This is a genomic window from Zhenhengia yiwuensis, assembly GCF_014384995.1.
Lineage (GTDB): Bacteria > Bacillota > Clostridia > Lachnospirales > Cellulosilyticaceae > Zhenhengia > Zhenhengia yiwuensis.
In genome coordinates this window covers 37,341-57,543 of sequence record NZ_JACRSY010000021.1, presented here as the reverse complement: position 1 = coordinate 57,543, position 20,203 = coordinate 37,341, and the positions used below count along the sequence as shown (strand labels likewise).

Annotated in this window: 23 protein-coding genes; 17 read left to right on the top strand and 6 right to left on the bottom strand. The window is 34.2% G+C overall.

Annotated features, from left to right (window positions below):
* Positions 1–245 precede the first annotated feature (245 nt).
* Complete coding sequence (locus tag H8718_RS13165; RefSeq protein WP_249333248.1) at positions 246–551, top strand: hypothetical protein; 306 nt, start codon at positions 246–248, stop codon at positions 549–551.
* Between the two features lie 22 nt (positions 552–573).
* On the opposite strand, the gene H8718_RS13160 is transcribed toward H8718_RS13165, so the two are convergent.
* Positions 574–777 (bottom strand): helix-turn-helix domain-containing protein, encoded by a 204-nt coding sequence (locus H8718_RS13160; protein ID WP_249333247.1) that lies wholly within the window; start codon positions 775–777, stop codon positions 574–576.
* Between the two features lie 203 nt (positions 778–980).
* Between H8718_RS13160 and H8718_RS13155 the strand changes: the two genes are divergently transcribed.
* Positions 981–1,223: a hypothetical protein gene (locus H8718_RS13155; RefSeq protein ID WP_249333246.1), complete on the top strand. Its 243-nt coding sequence runs from the start codon at positions 981–983 to the stop codon at positions 1,221–1,223.
* Positions 1,210–1,467, top strand: coding sequence for a hypothetical protein (locus H8718_RS13150; protein ID WP_249333245.1), 258 nt, complete (start codon positions 1,210–1,212; stop codon positions 1,465–1,467). Before H8718_RS13155 ends, H8718_RS13150 begins: the two co-directional genes overlap by 14 nt.
* A 393-nt stretch (positions 1,468–1,860) precedes the next feature.
* Here H8718_RS13150 and H8718_RS13145 read toward each other — a convergent pair whose 3' ends face one another.
* On the bottom strand, positions 1,861–2,772 hold the full coding sequence (locus H8718_RS13145; RefSeq protein ID WP_249333244.1) for a tyrosine-type recombinase/integrase: 912 nt from the start codon (positions 2,770–2,772) through the stop codon (positions 1,861–1,863).
* 204 nt (positions 2,773–2,976) lie between these two features.
* Between H8718_RS13145 and H8718_RS13140 the strand changes: the two genes are divergently transcribed.
* The 8 genes from H8718_RS13140 to H8718_RS13110 all read left to right on the top strand — a co-directional run bounded on the left by H8718_RS13140 (position 2,977) and on the right by H8718_RS13110 (position 7,279).
* On the top strand, positions 2,977–3,585 hold the full coding sequence (locus tag H8718_RS13140; RefSeq protein WP_249333243.1) for a histidine phosphatase family protein: 609 nt from the start codon (positions 2,977–2,979) through the stop codon (positions 3,583–3,585).
* A 98-nt stretch (positions 3,586–3,683) separates the two neighbouring features.
* Complete coding sequence (locus tag H8718_RS13135) at positions 3,684–4,082, top strand: DUF3796 domain-containing protein (protein ID WP_249333242.1); 399 nt, start codon at positions 3,684–3,686, stop codon at positions 4,080–4,082.
* Between the two features lie 5 nt (positions 4,083–4,087).
* The gene (locus H8718_RS13130) at positions 4,088–4,291 is read left to right on the top strand and encodes a helix-turn-helix transcriptional regulator (protein ID WP_249333241.1); all 204 of its coding nucleotides are present in this window, start codon (positions 4,088–4,090) and stop codon (positions 4,289–4,291) included.
* A gap of 385 nt (positions 4,292–4,676) precedes the next feature.
* On the top strand, positions 4,677–4,880 hold the full coding sequence (locus tag H8718_RS13125) for a hypothetical protein (RefSeq protein WP_249333240.1): 204 nt from the start codon (positions 4,677–4,679) through the stop codon (positions 4,878–4,880).
* A 193-nt stretch (positions 4,881–5,073) separates the two neighbouring features.
* Entirely contained in the window at positions 5,074–5,613 is a 540-nt protein-coding gene (hpf, locus tag H8718_RS13120) for a ribosome hibernation-promoting factor, HPF/YfiA family (RefSeq protein WP_177670827.1), read from the top strand.
* 150 nt (positions 5,614–5,763) lie between these two features.
* Positions 5,764–6,474, top strand: a complete 711-nt coding sequence (deoD, locus tag H8718_RS13115; RefSeq protein WP_177670829.1) for a purine-nucleoside phosphorylase — start codon at positions 5,764–5,766, stop codon at positions 6,472–6,474.
* A gap of 157 nt (positions 6,475–6,631) precedes the next feature.
* Positions 6,632–6,757: a hypothetical protein gene (locus tag H8718_RS20625; protein ID WP_283246226.1), complete on the top strand. Its 126-nt coding sequence runs from the start codon at positions 6,632–6,634 to the stop codon at positions 6,755–6,757.
* A 33-nt stretch (positions 6,758–6,790) separates the two neighbouring features.
* Positions 6,791–7,279, top strand: a complete 489-nt coding sequence (locus tag H8718_RS13110; protein ID WP_249333239.1) for a hypothetical protein — start codon at positions 6,791–6,793, stop codon at positions 7,277–7,279.
* Between the two features lie 41 nt (positions 7,280–7,320).
* Here the strand turns inward: H8718_RS13110 and H8718_RS13105 are convergent, their stop codons facing one another.
* Positions 7,321–8,835 (bottom strand): bifunctional metallophosphatase/5'-nucleotidase, encoded by a 1,515-nt coding sequence (locus H8718_RS13105; RefSeq protein WP_177670834.1) that lies wholly within the window; start codon positions 8,833–8,835, stop codon positions 7,321–7,323.
* A gap of 173 nt (positions 8,836–9,008) precedes the next feature.
* Between H8718_RS13105 and H8718_RS13100 the strand changes: the two genes are divergently transcribed.
* The 4 genes from H8718_RS13100 (at position 9,009) to gpmA (ending at position 11,261) form a co-directional block, all read left to right on the top strand.
* Positions 9,009–9,179 (top strand): ATP-binding cassette domain-containing protein, encoded by a 171-nt coding sequence (locus H8718_RS13100; protein WP_177670836.1) that lies wholly within the window; start codon positions 9,009–9,011, stop codon positions 9,177–9,179.
* Positions 9,180–9,245: 66 nt separating this feature from the next.
* Positions 9,246–9,494, top strand: coding sequence for a CPBP family glutamic-type intramembrane protease (locus H8718_RS21090; protein WP_408646579.1), 249 nt, complete (start codon positions 9,246–9,248; stop codon positions 9,492–9,494).
* A 147-nt stretch (positions 9,495–9,641) separates the two neighbouring features.
* A complete protein-coding gene (gene map / locus H8718_RS13095; protein ID WP_249333238.1) occupies positions 9,642–10,391 on the top strand; it encodes a type I methionyl aminopeptidase in 750 nt (249 codons plus the stop codon).
* Positions 10,392–10,514: 123 nt separating this feature from the next.
* On the top strand, positions 10,515–11,261 hold the full coding sequence (gpmA, locus tag H8718_RS13090) for a 2,3-diphosphoglycerate-dependent phosphoglycerate mutase (protein WP_330597705.1): 747 nt from the start codon (positions 10,515–10,517) through the stop codon (positions 11,259–11,261).
* Positions 11,262–11,339: 78 nt separating this feature from the next.
* Here the strand turns inward: gpmA and H8718_RS13085 are convergent, their stop codons facing one another.
* Genes H8718_RS13085 through H8718_RS13075 form a run of 3 tightly spaced genes read right to left on the bottom strand, consistent with a single transcriptional unit; the run spans position 11,340 to position 15,366 of the window.
* Positions 11,340–13,193 carry an ABC transporter ATP-binding protein gene (locus tag H8718_RS13085; RefSeq protein ID WP_249333237.1) on the bottom strand — a complete coding sequence of 618 codons (1,854 nt, stop codon included), beginning with the start codon at positions 13,191–13,193 and terminating at the stop codon, positions 11,340–11,342.
* Positions 13,183–14,919, bottom strand: a complete 1,737-nt coding sequence (locus H8718_RS13080; RefSeq protein WP_177670844.1) for an ABC transporter ATP-binding protein — start codon at positions 14,917–14,919, stop codon at positions 13,183–13,185. Before H8718_RS13080 ends, H8718_RS13085 begins: the two co-directional genes overlap by 11 nt.
* Before the next feature lie 3 nt (positions 14,920–14,922).
* Positions 14,923–15,366, bottom strand: a complete 444-nt coding sequence (locus tag H8718_RS13075) for a MarR family winged helix-turn-helix transcriptional regulator (protein WP_249333236.1) — start codon at positions 15,364–15,366, stop codon at positions 14,923–14,925.
* 263 nt (positions 15,367–15,629) lie between these two features.
* On the opposite strand from H8718_RS13075, the gene secA reads away from it, so the two are divergent.
* Both secA and H8718_RS13065 read left to right on the top strand, forming a co-directional pair.
* Positions 15,630–18,209: a preprotein translocase subunit SecA gene (gene secA / locus H8718_RS13070; protein ID WP_249333235.1), complete on the top strand. Its 2,580-nt coding sequence runs from the start codon at positions 15,630–15,632 to the stop codon at positions 18,207–18,209.
* A gap of 214 nt (positions 18,210–18,423) precedes the next feature.
* Complete coding sequence (locus H8718_RS13065) at positions 18,424–20,199, top strand: sensor histidine kinase (protein ID WP_249333234.1); 1,776 nt, start codon at positions 18,424–18,426, stop codon at positions 20,197–20,199.
* Positions 20,200–20,203: the final 4 nt, after the last annotated feature.

The following is a 20,203-nucleotide window of genomic DNA, read 5'->3' as shown; positions in this document are numbered from 1 at the left end:
AAGATTAATTTCTTAGTAGGTACCCTTTTTTTTGGCGCAGATGTATAGCCTACATTAATATAGGGTATAATCCTACTACCCTTCATCCTAAATTTTTTGATTTAAATCATTATATCTCTTTTTTAAACCATTAGGAAACGTCCCCCGTTCCTAGTGGTATTTTTTTGTTTCTATAAATGGAACTTAAAATATTATACTATCGTCTAAATACATTATAAATGTACGGTTTAGGAGTTGAGTAAAGTATGATAGCATGTCAAAGTTGTGATAGGATACCAGAAAAACATGAATGCGGCAGATGCAGACAAGTATTAAAGCATGAATTAGCAGAAATTGTTCGTGGTGAGGCTAAGATATATCTTGATGAAAACAGCAGAAATAAAAAAGGAAGACCATCGAAAATAAAAGATTCAACCTTTCAATACAATGTAGCCAAAAGATATAAAGAACTAAATAGCTATCGTAAAGTAGGAGAAGAATTTGGATTGAGCAAAGGAACTGTAGCAAAGATTATTAAGATATATGGTAGCAATTTGAAATATGTAAAATAATAAGACCACTAGGGGAATTTACCTAGTGGTTTTCTTTTATTTCTATGACTTGTTCAATTGGGATTTTAAAATGTAAACATATTTTTTCAAGTATATCCATACGGACAGGTTTGTCTTGATTTAACTTAGTAAAGGTAGTCGAGCTAATACCAACTTCATTTAATAAATAATCTCTATCAATATCATGTTCTACCATATAGTGCCTGAATGGTTTATAACTAATCATTTTACACCCCCTATTATAAAATTATCATAAATATAAAAATTTTTAAATATAATCAAGCATTTAAATGATTATTCGTGCATATGATGGAGTATAAACACAAACACAATAAAAAGTGTTTACCCACCAAGTACTCAACTCATGAGTATCTACTATTTTCATATCACTACACACTAAAAGTGTCCTCTCTGAAAGGATTTGATTATATGCCATCTACAAGAAGGAATGTTTGTATCACAAATGCTGAACTAGATAAATATTTAGATACTTGTCCGAATGTAAGTCAATTTTTACAAGAGGCAGCGTTATTCTATTTACAGGAAAAAGATAATGTATATGCAAAGGATAGAGAATTAAAGGAACTTGAAAGAAAAGTAGATACACTTAAAGAGGCTTTAAATAAAATCGTAGAAGCAATTATGGCAGGAGGTAATCATGATGAAGTTTGAAAATATTATTAAAAAACTTGCTAAAGATGGTTATAAAGTAGAGCCTATGGAATTTTCTTTTCAGACTGTATTAGGTGTAACTGGAACGGCCTTAGTGGATATTTACAATGATAATATACAGAAAACTACAGCTAGATATGTTGACGTTGTATCTCAAATTCAAAACGGAAAATCTCATATTCAGACAATAACTACCATTCAAGGATGTATCAAGAAGAGGCTAACCGAATACCAAAAACTATAGAATGTGACGAGCATTAAACCATGGCTATTGCGTGTATGTTATGTGGGTGTAGGTTATATGCCTAATTGTAGCTTATGTATTGCAATGTATCTAGTCAACTATTTTGTCTTAAAAGCAAAAAGGGAATACAGAGGTTTTCATTATAAAATGTTCCTCGTATTCACCCTGTTACCTTACTTTAATGTTATATTCCTAACGTTTGAAGGTATTCTATTTATGTCTAAAATATCTGGATATAAAATTGTTAAAGTAAGAAAAGCTAAACAGTCTAAACGTTCACCCAAACGTGTATCTGTTAAAGCTTAAAGCATCCGTCTATAGATATAATATAACCTAATAATATTATTGTTATACAAAGGATATGTAAACTTTACATATCCTCTTTTTCTATGCCTAAATATTGAGTTTAATAGCTTTTCGTTTCATATTGTTTAAAGGGCAGTAATCATCAAAATTGGATTTGACGTCTTCTATGTCTATATTAAGATATTTCTGTGTAATGCGGATATCATGATGGTTCATGATGGTTTTAAGATACATTATATTTCCTCCAGACCTCAAATAGTCAACGGCAAAGGTATGACGATAAAGGTGCATAGAAGTTCGTGCTACACCACGACTTTTATTATAATTAATCATAGCAAGCTTCATGCTTTCACGTTTTAATTGATCTCCATATATAGTAATAAATAAGTAATCATCATCTTCATGCTGATATATTGATAGATACTTTTTTAATACCCTCTTTAATTCTGATCCTAATGGTACATAGTACGGTTTATTACCTTTGGATTTTGAAAAATATATTGTGTTGTTTATAAAATCAATATCTTTAATTTTAAGATTTGCACATGAACTACTTCTACAACCTGTACTATACAATAAGTTAGCTATGCACCAGTTTCTATATTCTGTGAAAGTTTGTCTCTTAGGAGGTGCTAATAAAAGTTGCAATTCATCTTTTGTATATGGTACTTTTTGTGGAGCTTTATTTTTGATTGGAGGATAATCAAATGTTATCCCCCTACTATTAAAAAATATCTTCAATATAGATAGTCTTGTTGCAATAGTAGAATCAGTATTACCTTTTTTTCTCATGTACCTAGTGAAATCATTAATATCACGTTGAGACACATCTTCCATAGATTTATTACCTGTATAATCAATAAAGTATGATAATGTATGCATGTAATTGGATAAAGTGTCACTGGATAGATTTCTAATAGAGCAGTCGTCTATAAATTCTTGAATGCAATTTTTAAGACTATAATCGCTAATTTTAATTGCAACTTGCTTTCTTTTCATTCATTATACCACGCTTTCTTTATACTATTTGAAAATGTATAAAATGGCATAGTACAAAACTGTAAAACCTAGTATTCCCAATGGTTTGTTTAGAAAAGTGATCTAGTTTTATTATACTATCTAGGCTATTAATAGTATATACAGGAATTGCCTTAAGGGGGTATAAGTACTACAATATTTTTATTAAAATAAGGGAGGATTAAGATGCTTACATTATACATAACAAGACATGGAGAAACCGAATGGAATATACAAAAGAGGATGCAGGGGCATAAAGACTCACCGCTTACAGAGAAAGGGCGTAAGCAGGCACAGGCTCTTGGAAACTATTTAAAGAATATTCCTTTTGAGAAGGTATTTGTAAGTGATAGTAACCGTGCTTATGAAACAGCATGTACCATTATGGAAGAAAGAGATGTACCCATTATAAAAGAAGTAAGGCTTAGAGAAATGAATATAGGTATATGGGAGGGCTCTACTTTTGAAGAAGTAGAAAGGCTAGACCCTATAGAGTCCTATCACTTTTGGCATGAACCACATCTTTATAAACCACAGGGAGGGGAAAGTTTCTTTAATACAAGAGATAGAGCCTATAGCTTTATACAAGAACTCATAGAGCAGCATCAAGAAGGGAATATCTTATTAGTAACCCATACCATTACGCTTAAGCATATTATGAGCTTATGGGATGAGAGAGAAGTGGCCGAGTTATGGAACGAACCTTTTGTATCTCAGACAAGTTTAAGTATTGTAGAACTAGAAGAAGGGCGAGGGACGATTAAAGCCTATGCTGAAACGCCACATCTAGAATAGAGAGGAAATTTTCTATTAAGAAGCATTGACGTCTTTAAATATAAGTGATATATTCATCACATAAAGATACAAATATATCACTTATAAGGAGGTGCTTTATGAAAAGAGATACGACTAGGACACGAAAAATTAGCCCTTGGTTAGGGTTATTAGGGTTACTAGGATTTATATCACCCATACTCTATATAGAATTAAGTAATCCTAATGCACTTTTATTTTTAGGTTTCTTTGGATTTTTTGGATTCTATTTTGAAGGTAAGATGTCTAATACGTTAAGAGATGAGCGCTTTCAATATAATGAGCAAAGAGCAGTAGCGACGGCGAGCCAAATAACACACGTATCGATGGCATTTATACTTATTATTACGGTCAACTGGGTATCACAAAGGGGAATAGAAATAGCATATACCTTTTTAGTTGCAGCACTAGCTCTTTTATGGGCCCTACAGATTTCTCTGCCACTAGGGTTACTCTACTACTATGAGAATAAGGAATAAAGATTATGCCAGAGTTTATATGTACATTAAAGAAATATAGATTAATGAAAGAACTGACTCAGGAACAGTTAGCAGAAAAAGTGGGAGTAAGAAGAGAGACGATTATGAGATTAGAAGCAGGGAAATATAATCCGTCACTTAAGCTTGCCATTGATATTTCAAAAGTCGTAGAAATACCTATCGAACAACTTTTCATATTTGAAGATTAAAAAAACTTAGTACACATTAATGTGTACTAAGTTTTTTTAGGAGAAAAATTAAATAAGGAATTGACTTGCTAATAAAGTAAGTATGAAGAGAGTGAGAAAAATATTAAGAAAAAATAGATTTTTTGTTAAGTAATAGAAAGTAATAAAATACTTAGTTGATAGATATAGTTACTAAGAAGAATTTGATATTAGAGTGCAAGATTTTATGAACCTTAATGTTGTATATAGAATGTTAATAAATTAGATAAGATTTATATATATATTATATACAATTTATAGTGCATTTCTTTACATGAACTACATAGGAAATGCCTATACTTCTGCCATAGTCATTAAAAATTTGCATAAGAATCTAAACTTATTTTAAATTGGAGGGTTATATACTATGAAGAAATTATTATTTATTGCATTGGCCTCAATTAGTGCAGCTGCATTTGTGGGATGTGCACCAACATCAGAAGAACCTACAGGTACTGAAACAAGTGCTGGAACTACAACTGATGTAGATGCAACTGAAACAGGAAGTACAGAGGTAGATAGCACAGAGGCTGATACAAGTAATGTAGATAGTACAGCTGATAACGAATAAAAGAAATACTATAAGAAATCAGTATAGCAAATATAGCCTTTTCAGCCTCTATATAGAGATGAAGAGGCTAATATAAAATAACACATAAAATTATAAAAAACTTTATTCAAAAAGAGGATTTTAGCATATCTTATCGAATATATATAGTATAACTTACCTGTTAACAGGCAGTTGATTGAAAGGAGAGATACATATGAAATACAACATTATAGGTAAAAATATAGAGGTTACAAAAGGCCTTGAATATGCCGTAGAAGATAAACTTCATAAACTAGATAAGTATTTTAATGATCAAACAGAAGTACAAGTAATGTTAAGTGTAGAAAAGCTAAGACACATCATTGAGATTACAATTCCTTTCAATGGACAAATTTTAAGAGGTGAAGTAGAGGGCAAAGATATGTATGCCATTATTGATGATGCCGTGGCTATTATTGAAAGACAAATTGTACGTTTTAAAAATAAATTAAGACGTAGACATCGAAGCGGAGGAAGCATTGCAGGACTTTCCGATGCATTTGCATCTATGGATACAGAGCCAGAAGAGCTGCTAAAAATAAATCGAAAAAAGAAATTTGCGATTAAACCTATGGATACAGAAGAAGCTATTATGCAAATGGAACTTGTAGGGCATAATTTCTTTGTTTATAGAGATGCTCATACTGAGGAAGTTAATGTAGTCTATAAACGTAAAAATGGAACTTATGGATTAATTGAGCCTATTATAGATTAAAATAAAACTAAACGTGCAGGTATATAACTTGCACGTTTTTTATTTAGAAGGTAAAATGTTACAGTAGGCTTTGTCTACCTTGAACAGTTAATCCGTGACATGATACATTTAAGAGGTAGATAAAATTATATATATATTAGGAGGATACTTATGAGTACACCAACTCCACATAACGGCGCAAAATTAGGCGATATTGCAAAAACAGTATTAATGCCTGGAGACCCATTACGTGCAAAATTCTTAGCAGATACGTATTTAGAGGATGTTGTTCAGTACAACTCTGTAAGAGGTATGTACGGTTATACAGGGACTTATAAAGGTAAACGTGTATCAGTACAAGGACACGGTATGGGTATACCATCAATCGGAATTTATACTTATGAATTATATAACTTCTATGGTGTAGAAAATATTATTCGTATCGGTTCAGCAGGTGCTATCGATGAAACGCTTCATATTGGAGATATTGTAATCGGTATGGGTGCTTGTACAAATTCAAACTATGAGGATCAATACTTATTACCAGGTCGCTATGCACCAATTGCATCATTTGACCTTGTGCAAAAAGCAGTATTAGAAGCTGAACGTTTAGGTTACACTTATAAAGTTGGTAACTTATACTCAAGTGATACATTCTATGATGATAGTTTAAGACTTAAGTCATGGCAAAAAATGGGTGTACTAGCAGTAGAAATGGAAGCAGCTGCACTTTATATGAATGCTGCACGTGCAGGTAAAAAAGCACTTACAATTTGTACTATTTCAGACTGTCCATTTACAGGAGAAGCAACAACAGCAGAGGAACGTCAAACTAAGTTTACTCAAATGATGGAAGTTGCTCTATCTTTAATCGAAGAATAAAACCTTAAGGGGCTGTTGCAACAGCCCCTTTTTAATAATCTCTCTAAAAGTTAAGATTCTGAATAAATTATAGTAAAAATAGATAAAATTTTTGAAAATGTATTGAATGCTAATGCATAGCGAGACTAAAATATAAGTAGTGCATATAAATGGTAATATGGAAGGTACTATTACACTACTTAATCGTTTAGGAAAACAATTTGACTTTAAGATTACCAATGACAGAAGAAGCGGGCAGAATTTAAATGCTTTAGAACCAAGTACGGTGATAGAACAAATTTAACACTATTTGAATAACCTTGAAGGATGTGGAAAAATGGAAATTAAATGCACGAAGGAAGAATTTAAAGTTTTACTTGATTTAGTTTATGCAGGAAATCTACTTATAAATGGTATGCGTGAAGTGGATGAGCGTATCGCACCTCATGCAGAACTGGAACAAAAAATCTTTGCTATGGCAAAAGAGTTTGGGCTTGAAGATTATATTGAATTTGATGAAGAATTTAAAGAGTATATGCCAACAAGAGCTTATGAAAACAGCGAAATCAATGACTATATTGATGCCTACGAAGATAAAGTGTTCTGGGAAGAGCTTGTAGTACGTATGGCAAGAAGACAAGCCCTTAACGAACTTGGTGATGAAAATCCAGATATGACTAATGCAGAACTAAGAAATAGACAGATTGAACTTGAAGAATACTATGAAGATGAATTTATCGAAAATGGTATTTATCATTTAAAATGGATTAAACCAGAGATTCAATCAGAAGAAGAAGCTAAAGCAAAAGCGAAAAGGGAACAATAAACATAAGGGAGATAGATTATGTATATCTATCTCCCTTATGTTTATTTAAGAATCGTAATATATTTATTTTTATCGACAGTTACATTTTTATGTTGCATAAAGTAGTCAATGATGATCTCAGGCATTTCTACAAGAATTTCTTTAACAACTTTACATGCAGGGTACATATCATAGCCACCTACACCGCTGTAACGGTAATTGTTCATAGCAAGTGTAAGGATATCGTTAGGACCTACTTCTTTGCCATTTAGACTCATGGCTACTACACGTTCACCCACTGGTTTAGTAAGGTCGAAGGTATAGCAAAGTGGTGCGAAGTAATCATAGTTATAGTGAGATACTTTAGGTTTAAGGAATTTATCAGATACTGAAATCTCACCATTTTCTATGTGGAAGTAGCTTGCACTGTTCTCAAGGGCTGCTTTCACAACAGAACCTGTTACTTCAAGTACAATTAAAGTATTTGGGAAGATGTAAGTAGATACAATATCACGTACAGTTACTTCTTTGTTAAATCCTTTTACACTATTAGCAAAAGATGTGCAGGCAATATCAGCACCGCTTCTTTCTAATTGCACTTGGTTGATAAAGTTAGCAAGGTATGTGCCATTTAAAGACATCTCTAAGTGGTTACCAGGTACAAGATCTGTATCTAGGAAGCCAACGGGCTCATCAAGCCATGTTTGGAGTGCAGATTCAAGAGGCATAAGCTCATCGTAAAGTGCTTTGTTATAAGTAAGGCCTGTAGATACTAGTTTAGAAGTACTTGTGATTACGCCTTCTTCGCTGACTGTTACATCTACCTCGGCAAATTGTGTACCGTATTGAGGTGTTTGCACAATATGGGTACCTGCAATGTTTTTGTCTGCAAGTGCAATATGTTGATGCCCTGTAAGAAGTACATCAAAATCAAAAGCTTCGCAGATTGCATAAGCTAAGTTTTCTTTAGAATCACTAAGTTTACGATTTGTTTCAAGGTCATATTCAATACCACCATGGTAAATACCGATTAAAAGGTCTACCTCACCTCTAAGCGCTTCATAAGAAGGGCGAATACTATCAAGTGTAGCACTTACAGTAAAGTTTTTAAGGTTTTCAGGTTTTTCCCATACAGGAATGAACTCTGTGCTTACACCAATAATTCCTACTTTAAGGCCATTTTCAAGTGTATGAATAGCATGTTGCTTAATTGGAAGTTGATTAAGTTTATCCTCTACGTTGGTACAAAGGCATTTGGCATCGATATAATCAAGGTAGCTTTTTAAATAATCATAGCCATAGTTAAAATCATGGTTACCTAAAGTAATGTAATCATAGCCTGCTTTGTTCATTACTTCAGCAATTGGATTTTTTGGAAGGCCTAGACGACTTATATAAGTTGTAAAAGGAGAGCCTTGGATTGTATCGCCACCATCGATAACAAGTGTATTTCCGTCCTTTTTAAATTGCTCCATCATGCATAGGAAACCTTGTGGTTTTAATTCCTGATCTCTATAATCTGTTGGATAAACATATCCATGAACGTCAGATGTAAAATAAATTTTTAAGTTTTTCATATTAAGCACCTCATTATATTCTAACAATACTTTGTATTATAGCAGTAAACGTTATAACAGGCTATCATTAGGATATGATTTTAAGTTTAGAATTATTGTAAAAAGTAAGATTTAATATATTCGGTTCGTTTGATATAATGAAAAGAGTTCAAGTAAGAAGTAAGGGAGGTATTTTGACACCTACAAGTGGGATTATTAAAATAGCAGGCAGAGCTTATAGGGAAGATAAGAATAATGCAAAACAACTTATAGGTTACTTATCAGGAAATAGTAAGCGATATGGTAGATTATCCCCTAGAGAAATTCTTGAGATTTTTGGTAGACTGTATGAAAGGAAGCTGTAGGAAGTTAAGAAGAGAATAGAAGAGCTTATTAAAAGTGAACTTACTTTCCAAGATGCCTTCGGGATAATGGCTAGGGTTCTTTTATCTAATGTAGGTTTTCTGATTCTAGCTTTAGTGTTCCTTACCAAAATGTTTGACTTCTGGATTAATCTTTTAGTTGTAGCCGTTATACCAGCTCTATGTGAAGAGATGCTTTTTAGAGGTATGATTCCTAAAGCTCTATTGGGGACGGGATTTGCTTACGCACTTTATAAGGGTGGCTTCATTTCCTTATGTAACTCATGCACCTTTTCAATAATAGGATTATTGTGTTAGTGCAGCACCTTACTATGCATAAGGCAAAAGTAGCGTGATAGATGAAATATTAATGATGACAAGCATAATCTATATTATAATAGGAGTAGTTCAGGAGTATTACGAGTTAAACAAAATAAAAATAGAAATAGATAGAAGGAATGAAAAATGGGTTTAATTAAAACAAAACAACAAATAGAAGGCATTATAGAAAGTGCAAACATTAATACAGCCGTTTTAGATCATGTAGCAGCACATATTAAAGCTGGTATGACAACAGAAGATATTAATAAACTTGTACATGACTTTACAGTAGCGCATGGAGCTATTCCAGCACCACTTAACTACTGTGGTTTTCCAAAGAGTGTATGTACTTCTATTAATCATGAAGTATGTCATGGTATTCCAAGTAAAGATGTTGTCCTTAAAGATGGCGATATTATTAACGTAGATGTATCTACTATTTACAAAGGATACTTCTCTGATGCTTCTCGTATGTTTATGATTGGTGAGGTAAGTGAGGAAGCTAGAAAACTTGTAGAAGTAACACGTGAGTGTATGCAAAAAGGTATAGAAACGGTTAAGCCAAACGCTTACCTAGGTGATATTGGTGCAGCCATTTTAGCGCATGCTAGAGCAAATGGCTATAGTGTAGTACGAGAAATTGGAGGGCATGGTATAGGCTTAGAATTTCATGAGGACCCTTATGTAAGCCATGTAAGCCGTGCGGGTACAGGTATTAGGCTTGAGCCAGGTATGATCTTTACGATTGAACCCATGGTGAATATAGGAACAGCACGTGTAAGAGAAGATAAGAAAAATGGCTGGACGATTTATACAGCAGATAATAAACTTTCTGCACAATGGGAAAGCATGGTACTTGTAACAGAAGATGGATACAAAATTTTAACCTGCTAATAAATACAAGCCCTGTGGACTCATGAAGAGTGAGTTTACAGGGCTTTTTGTGCTCTTTTTGGACTTATTTACATAGAATGGATAGGAGGTGAAAAACTATAACGAGGTGAAAGGAGTGAAAAGGTGATTCAATTAGTACTTATTAGGCACGGAGAAAGTATGTGGAATCAGCAAAATAAATTTACAGGTTGGACAGATGTAGAGCTCTCAGAAAATGGTCTTATAGAAGCAAGAAAAGCAGGGATTGTTCTGAAACAACATGGTTTTACTTTTGATGAGGCTTATACCTCTATGTTAAAGCGAGCTATCCGCACCTTATGGATTATTTTGCATGAAATGGATTTAATGTGGATTCCTGTGCAGAAGTCCTGGAGGCTCAATGAGCGGCACTATGGTATGCTTCAAGGACTTAATAAGCAGGAGACTATAGATAAATATGGCGAGGAGCAGGTGCATGAGTGGAGGCGTTTTGTAAATATTAGTCCGCCACCTCTTACAACAGAAGATCCTAGATATCCAGGAAATGATATAAAATATCAGGGACTTACCAAAGAGGAACTTCCTCTTACGGAGAATTTGGCAGGTACAGAAAAACGTGTACGAGAAGAATGGGAAGAACATATTTTACCAAGTCTTAAAGTAGGTAAAAAGATTATTATATCTGCACATGGTAATACTTTAAGAGCACTAGTTAGATACTTAGATAATCTTTCAAGTGATGGCGTAGCCAATCTTAATATCCCTACAGGAACGCCTTTAATTTATGAATTTGATGAAACTTTACAGCCTATTAGACACTATTATTTGTCTATAGAAGGCGAATTGCCACCTAGTACTGTGCAAAAGTATGTACACGATAACTTGCTATAAAGTAATTTATTAAACAAAAAAGCTGATGCTATCCTTCCGGTGTAGGAGAGTAGCATCAGCTCTTTTTGTGTTATTTTATTAAGCTGATTGATCGAATTGGCTGTTATAAAGATCAGCATAAAGGCCACCTTGACTAAGGAGCTCTTCATGAGTACCTTGTTCCACAACAGTACCAGCTTTCATAACAAGAATCTTATCAGCATCTTTAATAGTTGAAAGTCTATGGGCAATAACAAAGTTTGTACGGCCTTCCATAAGACGTGTCATAGCATTTTGAATATAACTTTCTGTACGTGTATCTACACTACTTGTTGCTTCATCTAGAATAAGAATAGCAGGGTTAGCAAGGATAGCACGTGCAATAGTAAGAAGTTGTTTCTGACCTTGAGAAATGTTAGAAGCCTCTTCGTTAAGGATAGTATCATAGCCTTGAGGTAATGTACGAATAAAGTGGTCTGCATGAGCAGCTTTAGCAGCATTAACTACATCTTCAAAGGTAGCATCTTCCTTACCATAAGCAATATTATCCTTAATGGTACCTTTAAAGAGCCAGGTATCTTGGAGTACCATACCAAATAAATGGCGAAGCTCCTCACGTGTTAAATCTGTAATATCCACACCATCTACTTTAATCTTACCGCCATTTACTTCATAGAAACGCATAAGGAGGTTAATAAGTGTAGTCTTACCAGCACCAGTAGGACCTACAATAGCAATAGTCTGACCTGGTTCTACATCAATATTCATATCTTTCATAAGAAGGTGGTCTTCTTCATAGCCGAAGGCAACATGTTCAAATGTTACACTACCTTTAGGTTTTTCAATATGAACAGGACGTTGAGTTTCTGGCACAGCTTCTTGTTCATCTAATACTTCAAATACCCTTTCAGCAGAAGCTACAGTAGATTGAAGGATATTCGCAATGTTAGCAAGCTGATTGATAGGTTGAGTAAACTGTCTAGAATACTGAATGAAAGCTTGGATATCACCAATTAAGAGACGTCCTGTAACAGCAAGAAGTCCACCAACTACTGAGATAACTACATAGCCAAGGTTGTTAACGAGGCCCATAAGGGGCATAACAAGACCAGACATAAACTGAGCTTTCCAACCTGATTCATAAAGTTCATCATTAATTTTAATAAAAGTATCCACGGATTCTTTTTCATGTCCAAAAGCTTTTACAACGCGGTGACCTGTATACATTTCTTCAATATGACCATTTAAAGCTCCTAGTGCATTTTGTTGACCTGAGAAGTATTTCTGAGATCTTCCAATAATCGGCCTAATGACAAAAATACCTAAAGGTAAAGTAATTAAAATGACAACTGTAAGAAGTGTACTAATACTGAACATCATCACCGTTACACCAATGAGGGTAACAGCAGAAGTAATAAGCTGTGTAATACTTTGTTGAAGGGTATTACTAATGTTATCCACGTCATTCGTAATGGTACTTAAAACATCACCATGAGGATGGCTGTCAAAATATTTTAGTGGAAGACGTGCAAGTTTAGCATTCACATCTTTACGAAGTGTAAAGACTGTACTTTGGGCTACACCTGCCATAAGGTATTGCTGTAAATAGTTAAAGAAAGCACTTAGAATATAGAACCCAGCAAGTAGCATAAGAATTTTACTAAGAGCAGTAAAGTCTATACCACCAGTATCACTTGTGATTCTAGCAACACCTTCCACAATAGTATTGGTAGCACTACCAAGGATTTTAGGGCTTGCAACAGCAAATAAAGTACTGAGACCAGCAAGGACAAAAATAAGGATGAGTCTTGGAAACATAGGTTTTAAATAATTTAAAAGACGTTTCATAGAACCCTTGAAATCTTTAGCTTTAGCACCACCTAGAACCATGCCATGGCCCATAGGGCCACCATGACCACCAGGGCCACCTGGACGTTTTGGCTTATTTTCCATTTTCAATCTCCTCCTTTGAAAGTTGAGATAGAGCAATTTCTTTATAGACATCACAAGTATTAAGAAGCTCTTTATGTGTACCTTGGCCTACAATTTTGCCGTCGTAAAGTACAAGGATTTCATCTGCGTCCATAATAGTACTTACGCGTTGAGCTACAAGGATGACAGCAGAGTTAGTTGTTTCATGCTTAAGGGCTTTTCTAAGTTTAGCATCTGTCTTAAAGTCAAGGGCAGAGAAACTATCATCAAAAATATAGATTTCAGGCTTACGAATGAGGGCGCGTGCAATACAAAGACGTTGCTTCTGTCCACCAGACACATTAGAGCCACCTTGGGCAATATAGCTGTCTAGGCCATCTTCCATTTCGGATACGAAGTCACGTGCTTGAGCTACTTCAAGAGCCTGCCAGATTTCTTCATCTGTAGCATCTTCTTTACCATATTTCATATTGTCACGGATTGTACCATTAAAAAGAATAGCCTTCTGTGGTACAAGCCCAATTTTTTGACGAAGCTGCGCCTGAGTCATATCTTTGACGTCTATGCCATCTACTAATAGTTGACCTGATGTAATGTCATAGAATCTTGGAATAAGACTGATAAGTGTAGATTTACCAGAACCTGTACCTCCGATAATAGCCGTTGTCTTTCCTGGTTTTGTATCAAAGGTAATATGTGTTAAAGCAGGCTCTTCGCTGTTAGGATATGCAAAGGTCACATCTTTAAAAGTAACTTCGCCATGTATCTTGCAGTCTACATCACCAGATACGCTATCTTGAATCTCAAAAGGTGTTTCAAGTACTTCGTTGATACGTTCAGCAGAAGCAGCTGCTCTTGGAATAAGCACAAACATCATAGTTACCATTACAAGGGCCATCATAATTTGCATAACGTATTGAATAAAGGCAATAAGGCTACCTACTTCAAAGGCACCAGCCTGAATACGAATACCACCGAACCAGATAAGGGCTACAGAAGTTAAGTTCATAATAATCATCATACTAGGCATAAGAACAGCCATAATTTTGTTAACCTTGATGGCTGTCTGCATAAGGTCACTATTAGCATCATCAAAACGTTTTTGTTCATAAGGTACTTTGTTAAAAGCACGAATAACACGAATACCTGTCAAATTCTCGCGTAATACTAAATTAAGTTTATCAAGCTTTACTTGCATAGATTTAAAAAGAGGCATACCAGAACGTGCTACAAGCAAGATGACTACTACTAAAATAGGAATTGAAATAAGTAGAATAACAGAAAGCTCTAAGTTAGTAGAAAGAGCCATAATAAGCCCACCAATAACCATTAAAGGTGCAGTTACCATCATACGTAAGGACATCAGTACAACTTGCTGAACTTGTGTAATATCGTTGGTAGTACGGGTAATAAGGGAAGAGGTACCGAGCGTGTTAAATTCACCTAGTGAGAAAGACTCCACTTTAATGAATAAATCCGTTCTCAGGTCACGGCTAAAGCCCATAGCCACCTTAGCAGAATTAAGGTTGGCAAATACCATTAAAGCACTTCCTATAAGGGCTACAAGAAGCATGAATAGACCTATGCGTAGAATATAACCTGTATCTCCTGTACCAATACCTACGTCTACGATTTTAGACATAAGTGCGGGTAGGAAAAGGTTGGCAATGGTTTGTAAAAAAAGTAATAATAAAGTTAAGAGTGCAGTACCTAAATAAGGTTTTAAATACTTAGCTAGTCTAAGCAATTTTTATTCATCTCCTTTCAACTCAGCATCTATTAAATTTTGGCGTACCTGCATAAGCAGGCGCTTAAGAATGATTTTCTCTTCTATGCTAAAGTTTTCTGTGTAAAGAGCTTCTTGACTATCATGAATTAGTTTTAACTCCCTACATACAGAATATCCTTTATCAGTTAGGAAAATTCTACATACACGTTTATCCTCAGTATCACAGGCTTTGCGAAGAAGGCCACCACGTTCCAGGCGCTTAATAGCCATGGTAATGGTTGAAGCTTTTACTTGAAGCTTTTCAGCTAAAGTGCCCTGACTTACTCCGTTTTCATGATAGAGGCAAAGTAAGAGTCTAGGTTGCCCAGGGTAAAGGCCATACTTTTCAAGAATAGGGTGGCTTTGGCTAAAACTAAAGCGTGCAATTTCAAAAATTAAATGATTAATGGTATCTGGAGCAGACATAATAGCCTCCTTTGAAAATAGTTAGTCAACTAACTATATATCGAAATCATAAGAAAATCAATGAATAAAATATGAACAAAAAATGAAATTTATTTTCATAACTAAAAGAAGAGTGGGATTGATTATGGCTATAATTGGATAATAGGGATAGTTGTAATAGTGTATAATATTTGATATACTTAGAGTTAGCGTTTTATTAGAGAATGACAGGATATAATATCAATTATCTATATACATAACATAGAAAGAAGAAGGTGAAGATTTTGAAGAACTTAGTAGAGAAAATTTTTGGGACTCATTCACAACGTGAGCTCAAAAGAATAGAGCCAATCGTAGCTAAAATTGAGTCTTATGATGAGGCAATGCAAAAGCTTACAGATGATGAGCTTAAAGCTAAGACAGGGGAATTTAAAGAACGCTTAGCAAAAGGCGAAACATTAGACGATATTTTACCAGAAGCTTATGCTGTATGTCGTGAAGCAAGCTGGCGTGTACTTGGGATGAAACACTTTAGAGTACAGCTTGTAGGTGGGGTTATTCTTCATAATGGGCGTATTGCAGAGATGAGAACAGGGGAAGGTAAAACATTAGTTGCTACACTTCCATCGTATTTAAATGCCCTTACAGGTAAAGGTGTACACGTTGTTACAGTAAATGATTACCTTGCACATCGTGACGCTGAAGAAATGGGTAAACTTCATAATTTCCTTGGTCTTTCAGTAGGTTGTATTTTAAGTGGTATGGAAAATGACGAAAGACGCGAGGCTTACAACTGTGATATTACTTACGGTACAAACAATGAATTTGGTTTCGATTACCTTCGTGATAACATGGTACTTTATGCAGAGCAAATGGTTCAAAGAGAACTTAACTATGCCTTAATCGATGAGGTTGACTCTGTTCTTATTGACGAGGCTCGTACACCTCTTATTATTTCTGGTAGTGGTTCAAAATCTACTCATCTTTATAAAGCAGCAGATATCTTCGTAAGACGCCTTAAAAAAGGTCAGCTTCTTGGAGAAGAAAGTGCTATGGCATCTCTTATGCGAGAAGAGATTGAAGAAGAAGGCGATTTCATTGTTAATGAGAAAGAAAGAAATGTTACACTTACTGCCGATGGTGTAAGAAAAGCAGAACAATATTTTGGTGTTGAGAACTTAGCAGATCCAGACAACATGGAAATTCAACATCATATTAACATCGCTCTTAAAGCACATAACTTAATGCATCTTGAAAAAGACTACATTGTAGATGAAAAAGGTGAAATCGTAATTGTAGACGAATTTACAGGTCGTCTTATGGATGGACGTCGTTATTCAGATGGTCTTCACCAAGCTATTGAAGCTAAAGAAGGCGTGGAAGTTAAAAAGGAAAGTCAAACACTTGCAACTATTACATTCCAAAACTATTTCAATAAATACAATAAAAAAGCAGGTATGACAGGTACAGCTTTAACAGAAGAAGGCGAATTTAGAGATATTTATGGAATGGACGTTATCGTTATTCCTACTAATAGACCAATTCAACGTGTGGACTATCCAGATATGGTATTCAAAACAGAAGATGCAAAATTTGCAGCTGTTATTGAAGATATTAAAGAAGCACATGCAAAAGGACAACCAGTTCTTGTTGGTACCGTAACGATTGATACATCAGAACATCTTAGCAAACTCCTTAAAAAAGAAGGCATTAGACACCAAGTACTTAATGCGAAATACCATGCAAAAGAGGCAGAAATTATCTCTGAGGCAGGTAAAAAAGGTGCTGTAACAATCGCAACCAACATGGCAGGTCGTGGTACAGATATTAAACTTGAAGAAGGCGTACAAGAACTTGGCGGTCTTAAAATCATCGGTACAGAACGTCATGAATCAAGACGTATTGATAATCAGCTTCGTGGTCGTGCAGGACGTCAAGGTGACCCAGGTGCATCAAGATTCTACTTAGCACTTGAAGATGACCTTATGCGTTTATTCGTACCAGAAACAACAATGAAAATGTTTGATGCACTTGGCCTTCCAGACGATGAGCCAATTGAACATAAAATCCTTTCAAAAGCAATTGAAAGAGCTCAAACTAAAGTAGAAAGCAATAACTTTGGTATTCGTAAACATCTTCTTGAGTATGATAAAATTATGAATGATCAAAGAGAAGTTATCTATGGTGAACGTTTTAAAGTACTTAAAAACGAAAACCTTAGAGATAACGTTTTAAGAATGACTAAAAATACTATTACTAAAGCTGTAACAAATGCTACAAATGGTATTGAATATGCAGAAGACTGGAATCTGGCAGCAATGATGGATCACCTTTCTACAATCATTCCATTTGAAGAAGTAGAATTCACAAAAGAAGAACAACAAAACCTTAGTGCAGATTCTCTTATTGATCTTCTTTACAGCAAAGCTGTAGAGCTTTATGAAGGTAAAGAAGCTGAACTTGGTGAACAACTTCGTGAGATCGAACGTGTTATCATGCTTAAAGTAATCGATCAAAAATGGATGGATCACTTAGATAATATGGATCAAATGCGTCAAGGTATTAACCTTCAAGCATATGGTCAACGTGACCCACTTATTGAATACCGTTTCTTAAGCTTTGATATCTTCGAAGAAATGACAGAAAACATTCAAGAAGAAACTGTAAAAGCACTTTTCCACATTCGTGTACAACCTCATCAAGAAATTAAACGTGAAGCAGTTGTAAAAGTTACAGCTACAAATCATAAAGATGAAAGTTTAGGTGCTCAGCCAGTAGTGAAAAAAGAAAAAGTAGGCCGTAACGACCTATGTCCATGTGGTAGTGGTAAAAAATACAAACAATGTTGTGGACAACATGAATAAATAAAATGAAAGAGTGTATAGGAATTTCCTATGCACTCTTTTTTAGTGTTTTAAATATAAGTTAAAATTAGATAAAATTAATATTAAATTTATGATAAAAATATATAAAATTATGAAAAAATATTCGGGTTAAAGAGGTTCTATGTTATAATTATGAATCATAATAAGCATTACAAATATTATGAATTAGATTTATTTACATAGGGGGAGATTAATGAAAGAAATAAGGAGGAAGATTACTACTTATTTATTCCATTCTAATACCATATTTGTACAGCTAGTACTCTTTACATTAATAGTGAGTATAGTGCCAATCGGCATTATTGGTTCACTATTATTTAGTCATCTTTCAAGTTCCGTAGAAGAAACTTTAAATGAATCCTACTCACAGATTGCAAAACAATATGTAGCAAATATGAATGAAAGTTTGCTAAGGTATCAATATCGTTTACATCAAATAGCAGATAATACAATTATTATAGATGAATTACTAAATAGAGGGCAGGATACAAACCCCTATGTCAAAGGGAAAAAAGTTACAGTAGAAGTAAGAAAATGCCTAGGTGTAGAAGACTATAATAAGTTTAGAAATTGTATGGTTTATTCAAATATAAAAGATGCAAAAATATATGGGGATAAAGTATCGATGATAGAAGAGGCACGAAAAGAATCTTGGTATAGTGAGGATAGGATTTTAAGTGAAGGGATTTTTACTTACTTAAGTGTAGATAGACAGGAAAATATATTATCTTTAATTGAACCTATCTATTATATTGATACGGAATCTTTAAAAAAAGATTATTTAGGTTTTGTGAAGTTAGATATCGATACGACTAAGCTGTTTGAACCCCCTAAGGATAAGAAGGAGTTAACGTCACCATATGACATTATTGTATTAGATGAAGAGGAGTCTATTGTTTATACTTCTAATATTTACTCTACTAGTGTGTTAGAAGGATTAGCCTTTGACCAACTTAGCTCGCATAAGATGATTTTTAAAGATAATAAAATGATTTATGGAGACAGGCTCAATCTTTATAAATTAAAAGTACTCTTTATTTTTGAGAATGATTTCTTTGATAGAAAGCAAGAAACTCTGCAGAATTCTATTTTATGGATTCTTTTTTTACTCATAAGCTTGATTGCAATAACAACTTATTTATTTACAAGGAGTTTCTCAAGAAGAGTAGGATGTTTAATTCAAAAAATAAGGTTGGCAGAAGAAGGCAATTTCACTGTAACAGAAGAAATTGCAGGGAATGATGAGATTACTATACTAGATAGACATTTTAATATTATGTTAAAACGGTTAGATGAACTTATACAAAAGAATTATATTCAGCAACTAGAAAAGAAAGAAGCACAGCTGAAAAGTCTACAGTTACAGATTAATCCCCATTTTCTCTATAACACATTGGAGACGATTAGTTCATTAGCAGCTGTTAAGCATGCATTTGATATATGCGATTTATGTGAAAAATTAGGAGATATATTTAGGTATAGCTTAGGTAAAAATTATGGTGAGTATGTTCCTCTAGAGCAAGAGATTAGGCATATCCAAAACTATATATTTATCCAGAAAGCAAGATTTGGAAATAAGTTTGATGTAGTCTATAACTTAGAACAAGATCTGTTGAAAAATCAGGTATTACGTTTTATCTTACAACCCATTGTAGAGAATGCGCTTAGTCATGGTTTGAACATGAAACAAACAAAAGGAATACTAACAATCTCTATTAAGAAAGATGAGGGATGCATATGTATAGAAGTAGAAGATAATGGGGTGGGAATGGAATTAAATCAGCTCATAGCGTTAAAAGAATATATACAGGCAAATGAAGTAAGTAAAGAAGATAAGAAAAAAGGGATAGGTATAAGAAATGTTAACCAAAGAATTAAACTAGCATGTGGAAATCAGTATGGCATTACAATAAGGAGTAAACCTAATGAAGGTACTTGTTTTACGATAAAACTACCATTTATTCAGTAAGGAG

Excerpts from the sequence above, each read along its gene's own strand:
- H8718_RS13075 (WP_249333236.1), bottom strand. The coding sequence starts at position 15,366 with ATGTCTGCTCCAGATACCATTAATCATTTAATTTTTGAAATTGCACGC.
- H8718_RS13145 (WP_249333244.1), bottom strand. The coding sequence starts at position 2,772 with ATGAAAAGAAAGCAAGTTGCAATTAAAATTAGCGATTATAGTCTTAAA.
- map (WP_249333238.1), top strand. The coding sequence starts at position 9,642 with ATGGGTTTAATTAAAACAAAACAACAAATAGAAGGCATTATAGAAAGT.
- H8718_RS13130 (WP_249333241.1), top strand. The coding sequence starts at position 4,088 with ATGCCAGAGTTTATATGTACATTAAAGAAATATAGATTAATGAAAGAA.
- H8718_RS13155 (WP_249333246.1), top strand. The coding sequence starts at position 981 with ATGCCATCTACAAGAAGGAATGTTTGTATCACAAATGCTGAACTAGAT.
- H8718_RS21090 (WP_408646579.1), top strand. The coding sequence starts at position 9,246 with ATGGCTAGGGTTCTTTTATCTAATGTAGGTTTTCTGATTCTAGCTTTA.
- deoD (WP_177670829.1), top strand. The coding sequence starts at position 5,764 with ATGAGTACACCAACTCCACATAACGGCGCAAAATTAGGCGATATTGCA.
- H8718_RS13165 (WP_249333248.1), top strand. The coding sequence starts at position 246 with ATGATAGCATGTCAAAGTTGTGATAGGATACCAGAAAAACATGAATGC.
- H8718_RS20625 (WP_283246226.1), top strand. The coding sequence starts at position 6,632 with ATGGAAGGTACTATTACACTACTTAATCGTTTAGGAAAACAATTTGAC.
- H8718_RS13065 (WP_249333234.1), top strand. The coding sequence starts at position 18,424 with ATGAAAGAAATAAGGAGGAAGATTACTACTTATTTATTCCATTCTAAT.
- H8718_RS13110 (WP_249333239.1), top strand. The coding sequence starts at position 6,791 with ATGGAAATTAAATGCACGAAGGAAGAATTTAAAGTTTTACTTGATTTA.
- H8718_RS13105 (WP_177670834.1), bottom strand. The coding sequence starts at position 8,835 with ATGAAAAACTTAAAAATTTATTTTACATCTGACGTTCATGGATATGTT.
- H8718_RS13150 (WP_249333245.1), top strand. The coding sequence starts at position 1,210 with ATGATGAAGTTTGAAAATATTATTAAAAAACTTGCTAAAGATGGTTAT.
- hpf (WP_177670827.1), top strand. The coding sequence starts at position 5,074 with ATGAAATACAACATTATAGGTAAAAATATAGAGGTTACAAAAGGCCTT.
- H8718_RS13140 (WP_249333243.1), top strand. The coding sequence starts at position 2,977 with ATGCTTACATTATACATAACAAGACATGGAGAAACCGAATGGAATATA.
- H8718_RS13085 (WP_249333237.1), bottom strand. The coding sequence starts at position 13,193 with ATGGAAAATAAGCCAAAACGTCCAGGTGGCCCTGGTGGTCATGGTGGC.
- H8718_RS13125 (WP_249333240.1), top strand. The coding sequence starts at position 4,677 with ATGAAGAAATTATTATTTATTGCATTGGCCTCAATTAGTGCAGCTGCA.
- H8718_RS13135 (WP_249333242.1), top strand. The coding sequence starts at position 3,684 with ATGAAAAGAGATACGACTAGGACACGAAAAATTAGCCCTTGGTTAGGG.
- H8718_RS13160 (WP_249333247.1), bottom strand. The coding sequence starts at position 777 with ATGATTAGTTATAAACCATTCAGGCACTATATGGTAGAACATGATATT.